Below are 1,327 nucleotides of genomic sequence, written 5' to 3' on the forward strand. Positions count from 1 at the left end.
TGTCCGGCAAGATCAATGCGGTGGTCACCGTCACCGACTTCGACGGCGACACAGTCAGCCAGTCGCTCGCCATCGGCACCAAGATCGTCTTCGACGACGACGGGCCGAAGGTCCTGAGCGGCCATGCCGCGCCGGTGACGATCGACGAGGACGACATTGCCAGCCTGCTGTCGCAGGGAACCTCGCCCTATGACGGGTCCGGCGACGGTTCGGGCACGGAGTTCCCGCTGGGTGCGGCGATCGCATCCGGCTCGCTGAACGGGCTTGTCGACTTCGGCGCCGACGGCCCGGCCGCCGGCGGCGGTTTCGGCTTCACCGGCACGGCGGCCGCAGACCTGACGGCGATCGGGCTGTCGTCGAAGGGCGCCGAGCTGAGCTGGATGGTCCAGGGCAACACGCTGGTCGGCTTTGCCGACAGCAACCACAACGGCGCTTACAACCCGTTTGGCGACCGCACCGTGATGACGGTGACGCTGAACGCCTCGAGCGGCGCCTTTGTGGTACGCCAGTTCGACCAGCTCGACCATGTCACACCGCCGACCGGAACATCGGACCAGAACACCGCGCTGCAGACGCATCTGGGCAGCGGCAGCGTGGCCGGCATCGACCTCGGCTCGGTGTTCCAGGCCAAGGACGGCGACGGCGATACGGTCACGCTGACCGGCAAGGCGACGGTCACCGTGGTCGACGACGTGCCGCAGGTGTTCATCACCGCGACCGGCGTGTCGGTCGTGCATGACGAGACGGCGGGCAACCAGAACGACGACACCAGCAGCGCCTCGGTCGCGCACCAGTTCGATTCGCTTGGACTGGGCCCGGCAAGCCTGGGCTATGCGCATGGCAACCTGCCGGTGGTGCTGTTCGGCTCGCTGCCCGGCACGGACGAGCCGCGCGCGGCCGTGCTCAGCCTTTCGGTTGCAGAGCCAGGCACCGATTCGGGCCTGAAGACGACCGACGGGCACGAGATCTCGCTGTTCAAGGAAGGCAATCTGATCGTCGGCCGCGTCGACAACGCGAACGGTACGGCCAATCCCGGCGGCGCCATTGCCTTCGCGGTCTCGGTCGACCAGACCGGCCATATCTCGACGGCACAATATCTGTCGCTGCAGCATCCGCTGGCCGGCAACGGTTCGGCCGGCTCTTATGACGAGCCGGTCAACCTGTCCGGCAAGATCAATGCGGTGGTCACCGTCACCGACTTCGACGGCGACACAGTCAGCCAGTCGCTCGCCATCGGCGCCAAGATCGTCTTCGACGATGACGGGCCGAAGGTGACGGCTGTCGCCGCCACCGGCGTTACGGTAGCGCTTGACGAGACGGCGACCAC

At 67.1% G+C, this 1,327-nt stretch carries 1 protein-coding gene; it reads left to right on the forward strand.

Translation table 11 applies throughout. The annotated features are described in order from the left end of the window. Positions 1–1,327, forward strand: a 1,327-nt coding sequence (locus FJ949_RS30500; protein WP_210242149.1) for a DUF5801 repeats-in-toxin domain-containing protein, incomplete at both ends; no start/stop codon positions are given.

Origin of the sequence: Mesorhizobium sp. B2-4-1, assembly GCF_006442185.1 — a bacterium.
GTDB lineage: Bacteria > Pseudomonadota > Alphaproteobacteria > Rhizobiales > Rhizobiaceae > Mesorhizobium.